This window comes from Pseudomonas sp. Colony2, assembly GCF_019382755.1.
Taxonomy (GTDB): domain Bacteria; phylum Pseudomonadota; class Gammaproteobacteria; order Pseudomonadales; family Pseudomonadaceae; genus Aquipseudomonas.
The window spans coordinates 3,965,651-3,971,291 of the sequence record NZ_CP080030.1; the positions used below are offsets into that span (position 1 = coordinate 3,965,651).

5 protein-coding genes are annotated in these 5,641 nt (G+C 60.5%); 2 read left to right on the forward strand and 3 right to left on the reverse strand.

What is annotated here, in order from left to right; translation table 11 throughout:
• Window positions 1-2,186, reverse strand: a 2,186-nt coding sequence (locus JV201_RS15590; protein WP_219405680.1) for an OsmC domain/YcaO domain-containing protein, incomplete at its 3' end; no start/stop codon positions are given.
• Window positions 2,187-2,287: 101 nt separating this feature from the next.
• Complete coding sequence (locus JV201_RS15595) at window positions 2,288-3,094, reverse strand: alpha/beta fold hydrolase (protein ID WP_219405681.1); 807 nt, start codon at window positions 3,092-3,094, stop codon at window positions 2,288-2,290.
• A gap of 185 nt (window positions 3,095-3,279) precedes the next feature.
• Here JV201_RS15595 and JV201_RS15600 point away from each other — a divergent pair, with 185 nt between their 5' ends.
• Window positions 3,280-3,915 carry an HAD family phosphatase gene (locus tag JV201_RS15600; protein ID WP_219405682.1) on the forward strand — a complete coding sequence of 212 codons (636 nt, stop codon included), beginning with the start codon at window positions 3,280-3,282 and terminating at the stop codon, window positions 3,913-3,915.
• A 61-nt stretch (window positions 3,916-3,976) separates the two neighbouring features.
• Here JV201_RS15600 and JV201_RS15605 read toward each other — a convergent pair whose 3' ends face one another.
• Window positions 3,977-4,861 carry a LysR family transcriptional regulator gene (locus JV201_RS15605; protein WP_003215152.1) on the reverse strand — a complete coding sequence of 295 codons (885 nt, stop codon included), beginning with the start codon at window positions 4,859-4,861 and terminating at the stop codon, window positions 3,977-3,979.
• Between the two features lie 112 nt (window positions 4,862-4,973).
• Here JV201_RS15605 and argC point away from each other — a divergent pair.
• Window positions 4,974-5,641: N-acetyl-gamma-glutamyl-phosphate reductase (gene argC / locus JV201_RS15610; RefSeq protein WP_257903228.1), on the forward strand; the 668-nt coding region annotated here is incomplete at its 3' end.

Consider the following 5,641-nt stretch of genomic DNA (forward strand, 5'->3'; position numbering starts at 1 on the left):
GTATTGGCCCGCGCCGCGTGCAGCTTCTTGTAGCTGTCGATCAACCGCAGGTGCCGGTCCAGCCCTTCCAGCTTCATGCTCGTCGGCGTCAAACCATAGAACCGCACACTGCCATTCACCGACCCAATCGCCGCGTCCATCCGCTCGTTGCCAAACATCCGGCGGAAGTTCACTTCGTAGTCCGCCAGTTCCAGGTCTTCGTCCAGCTCCATCTCCAGCACCGCATTCACAGCCTGATAGAACAAGCCGCGCTCGACGGTGTTGTCGTTGTACTGCTGGAACATCTCCACCAGTTCCTTGGCTTCTTCGAACTGCTGCAGGGCCAGATAAATCAGCAGCTTCAATTCCAGGATGGTCAGTTGACCCCACGCCGTATTGTCATCGAACTCGATGCCGATCAAGGTGGTGATGTCGGTGTAGTCGTCCAGTTCGCTTTCCACCAGGCGCTCAACCAACCCCTTCAATTCCGCTTCGTCGAGGCGATGCAGGTTCAGGATGTCCTCGCGGAAAAACAGCGCCTTGTTGGTGTTGTCCCAGATCAGGTCGTCGATCGGGTAGATCTCCGAATAGTCGGGCACCAGGATGCGGCAGGCGGTCGCGCCGATGTGCTCGTACACCGCCATGTAGACTTCCTTGCCCATGCCTTCGAGGATGCCGAACAAGGTGGCGGCTTCCTCGGCATTGGAGTTTTCACCCTGGCCGGAGAAGTCCCATTCGACGAACTCGTAATCCGACTTCGAGCTGAAGAAGCGCCACGACACCACGCCGCTGGAGTCGATGAAGTGCTCGACAAAGTTGTTCGGTTCGGTCACCGCATGGCCTTCAAACGTCGGCTGCGGCAGATCGTTCAGGCCTTCAAAGCTGCGGCCTTGCAGCAGTTCGGTGAGGCTGCGTTCCAACGCCACTTCCAGGCTTGGGTGCGCGCCGAACGAGGCGAATACGCCGCCGGTGCGTGGGTTCATCAACGTCACGCACATCACCGGGAATTCACCGCCCAGGGACGCATCCTTCACCAGTACCGGAAAGCCCTGGGCTTCCAGGCCCTGGATACCGGCCAGGATACCGGGGAATTTCGCCAGCACTTCCTGCGGTACATCCGGCAGCGCGAATTCACCTTCGATGATTTCGCGTTTTACCGCGCGTTCGAAGATTTCCGACAGGCACTGCACTTGCGCTTCAGCCAGGGTGTTACCGGCACTCATGCCGTTGCTGAGGTACAGGTTCTCGATCAGGTTGGACGGGAAATACACCACCTCGCCATCGGACTGGCGCACGAACGGCAGCGAAACAATGCCGCGTTCTTCGTTGCCGGAGTTGGTGTCATAGAGGTGTGAGCCGCGCAGCTCGCCGTCACGGTTGTAGATGTGCAGGCAATGCGCGTCGAGAATCTGCGGCGGCAGTTCGTCCTTGCGGCCCGGCTTGAACCAGCGCTCGTCCGGGTAATGCACAAACGCCGCGTTGGCGATGTCTTCACCCCAGAACTGGTCGTTGTAGAAGAAGTTACAGTTCAGCCGCTCGATAAACTCGCCCAATGCCGACGCCAATGCGCCTTCCTTGGTCGCGCCCTTGCCGTTGGTAAAGCACATCGGCGAGTGCGCATCGCGGATATGCAGCGACCACACGTTGGGCACGATATTGCGCCACGAAGCGATCTCGATCTTCATGCCCAGGCCCGCCAGAATGGCCGACATGTTGGCGATGGTTGTTTCCAGCGGCAGGTCCTTGCCCGCGATGTAGGTGCCCGCGTCGGACGCCGCGCTCGGCATCAGCAATGCCTGGGCATCGGCATCCAGGTTTTCCACTTCCTCGATGACAAACTCCGGCCCGGCCTGCACGACTTTTTTCACGGTGCAGCGGTCGATGGAACGCAGGATGCCCTGGCGGTCTTTATCGGAGATGTCCGCTGGCAATTCGACCTGGATCTTGAAGATCTGGTTGTAGCGGTTTTCCGGGTCGACAATGTTGTTCTGGGACAGGCGAATATTGTCGGTAGGGATGTTGCGGGTTTCGCAGTACAACTTCACAAAGTAAGCCGCACACAACGCCGACGACGCCAGGAAGTAATCGAACGGACCGGGGGCCGAGCCATCGCCCTTGTAGCGAATAGGCTGGTCGGCCACCACGGTGAAGTCGTCGAACTTGGCTTCAAGTCGAAGGTTGTCGAGAAAATTGACCTTGATTTCCATGCGGGATTACCAGAATAGCGAGCAAAATATGGCCGCCATTATCCGGGTTTCGAGGCGTAAGTCTTGTGCTTTCGGGCCTGGCCGATCGTTGGCGATGGGTATCAGCCGTGTTGAAAGTCCGCAATCTGCTGCCACATCGCGATCGGGTTGGAGTACATCGGGAAGTGCCCGCACCGGGCAATCGGCGCCAACCGCACGCCTTGCGCCTGGATATGCGCCAGGTACGACAAATGGGCATTCTGCTCGCCGTACATGAACATGCGCGGGCATTCCAGGCCGAGGAACTTGCCCATCAAGTCGGCGTTATCCGACAGTTCGACCATCGACTGGAAGATCCCCCGCACCGCCCCGGCACGCACCTTGTGCCGCAGGCTCGCCGAATACAGCGCGCTGGCGTAGGCCGGTGCCTGCCGGGTGCGCTCGATAAAGGCGCTGAAAAACGCCTCGGGATCATCCGCCGGGTAGTCGACGATCTGCCGGCTGAGAAAGCAGTCTTCCGGGGCGATATTGCCTTCGATATCGACAAAACTCAGCACCCGGCCCGGCAACCGGTGCGCCAGCATCAGCGCGGTGAGGCCGCCCATGGAGTGGCCTACCAGATGGAAGCGCTCGATGTTGAAATGCTCCAGCACCTGCAAGGCGGTTTGCAGCAGGAACGGGATGGAGATCTTCGACAGGTCATCGCAATGGCTCTCACCGCAACCCGGGGCGTCATAAGCCAAAAATGGATGACCGTCGAAGGCAGGTTGCTGGACGATGTCGGCGTAATCTTCCTTGGTCGAGCCAAAGCCATGCAGGAACACGATTGGCGCCAGGGTACCCGCGCGGTGGATCGCGGCGATGTTCAACGGTACATCGTCGACCGTCTGGAGAAGCCGTGTATGGGTGAACGGTTCGGGTGACGACATAGTGTTGATTCCTCGAAAGACGACCGCACTGGACGGATTAGCTGCCCAAAGCCGCCAATTTCAAGGATATTCATGCCGGTGTAAATTCCCGATTCAAGAAGGCATTCATAGGCCAATCGTATGAATCATGGCATTGCAGCGTGGTATCTGCAGTACATACAACCACCACGGGGAAGAGCGGCACGATGATCCACGCGATAATGGTCGATGTAGACGGTGTACTGATTAACGGGCGGCCTGCAGATGGCAGGCCTTGGGCATCTGAGATTGAAGCGGATCTGGGCATCAGTAACGCCGATTTGAACCGCGAGTTTTTTGGCCCTTACTGGAGCGACATCATCGTCGGACACTCGGGGCTTGCCGAGCAACTGAAGCTGGCACTGGCGCGACTTACGCCGTCCGTTCCCCACGAAGACTTGATTGCCTATTGGTTTGCAAGTGACGCCAGGCTAAACCGGCCGTTGCTGGAAGCACTCGCCCAACTGCGCGAGAGAGGTACGAAGGTCTTCCTGGCGACCAACCAGGAGCACCTGCGGTCGGCCTACCTGATGGATCAACTTGGCCTCGGCCCGCACGTTGACGGCATCTATTATTCGGCGGCACTGGGCAGTCGCAAGCCTGAACGGGACTTCTTTGAACAGACAGCCGCTCTCTCGGGCTTCGCTCCAGAGCAATTGCTGCTGATAGACGACACCCCTGCGAATGTCGTCGCGGCAAGGCAACTGGGCTGGAATGCGGTGCTATGGACAGCGGGCAGCTCCCTGTCTGCCGAACTGGCCAAGCTACAGGCTGAGGGCGTGAACCTCGCACAGCCCTCATAGGCCTGTTGCGGCCTTACTCAATCACCGCCGATCAGCCACCCAGTTCACAGACAACGACGCCCTACCCCGCACTCAATCCCCACAACACGTCCAACACATGTTGCGTAGGCCGCTCAACCTCCCCGGCGCGATGGGCGATCCCCAGTTGCCGCCACAGCAACGGTTGCAACGGCCGCATCGCAATCCGGGTGTCGTGCAAGGGCGTGGACGCTTCATGGGGCAACAACGTGGCCCCGTAACCGGCGGCCACCAGGCTTTTGATTGCGTCGTTGTAATTCAGCTGAATACGCGCCGTCGGCTGGTAGCCGTCATTGGCAAACCACTCCGAGGTCAGGCGCGAAAGCCGGGTGGTGCCGTCATTCAGTATCAATGGTTGTGCGGCCAGCCAGGCGGGGGTCACCACTTCCGGGCATTCCCGGCGCGCCGGCAAAAATGCCATGACCGGGTCGCGCCGCCAGGGCTCGATCCGCAAGCCCTTCACCGGTGCCTGGGGCAGCGCCACCAGGCCGATCTCCAGGGCGCCCTCGGCCAGCTTCTTCAATGTGTCCTGCGACGTGAGCACCGCCACCTGCACATCAATGGCAGGATGATGTTGGCTCAAGGTTTCCAGGGCTTGCGGCAGCAACTGTGCGATGGCTCCGGTTGAGGCTCCCAGACGCACCCGCCCCGCCAGCCCCTGCACCTGTCGCTCCACGTCTTCAAGCGCCTGCTCGGCATCCGCCAACAAGCGGCGGGCGCGCTCCACCAGGGTTTCGCCAATCGCTGAAGGCTGCACCCGCCCACGGGTACGCGATAGCAGCTTGCCGCCCACTCGCGCCTCCAGGTCGGCGATATGCAGGCTGACGGTGGGTGGCGCCAGGTTGAGCATGCGGGCGGCCTCGGCGAACGAACCGAGGTCGGCAATCGCCACCAACGTACGCAGGCGGTCCAGGCTGATTTCGCGCATGGGTCAATCCTCGTTCATAAAAACTGAACTTCATCGTTTGGAAATTCAACTTTTCCTATCCTAGCGGCTGGCCGAAGATTGGAACACCTGATTTCCTATCCGAGTGCATCCCATGGCAAATCCTCTTGTATTCATCGACGGCGACCAAGGCACCACCGGGCTGCAGATCCATCAACGCCTGCGCGACCGCACCGATCTGCAACTGATCACCCTCAGCCCTGAACACCGCAAGGATCCGCAGCAGCGCGCCGAGATGATCAACGCCTGCGATATCGCGATTCTCTGCCTGCCCGACGACGCCGCACGGGACGCCGTCGCCAGCATCCACAATCCGGCCGTGCGGGTGATCGACGCGAGTTCGGCACACCGCACTCATCCCGACTGGACCTACGGTTTCGCCGAGATGAACCCGCAACAGGCGCAACGCATTGCCACGGCGCAGCGGGTGAGCAATCCCGGTTGCTATCCCACCGGCGCGATTGGTCTGTTGCGCCCGTTGCTTGAGGCCGGGCTGCTGCCCGGGGACTACCCGACGACCATTCATGCCGTCTCGGGCTATTCCGGCAAGGGCCGCGCCGGGGTGCAGGAGCACGAGGGCGCCGACGCTTCACAGGCGCCCTCGTTCCTGGTGTATGGGCTGGGACTGGCACACAAGCATGTGCCGGAGATTCAGCAGCAAAGCGGGCTGACGCAGCCGCCGCTGTTTGTGCCGGCCTACGGGGCGTTCCGCCAGGGCATCGTGCTGACCATCCCGCTACAACTGCGGCTGTTGGCCCCGGG

Excerpts from the sequence above, each read along its gene's own strand:
- JV201_RS15595 (WP_219405681.1), bottom strand. The coding sequence starts at position 3,094 with ATGTCGTCACCCGAACCGTTCACCCATACACGGCTTCTCCAGACGGTC.
- JV201_RS15600 (WP_219405682.1), top strand. The coding sequence starts at position 3,280 with ATGATCCACGCGATAATGGTCGATGTAGACGGTGTACTGATTAACGGG.
- JV201_RS15605 (WP_003215152.1), bottom strand. The coding sequence starts at position 4,861 with ATGCGCGAAATCAGCCTGGACCGCCTGCGTACGTTGGTGGCGATTGCC.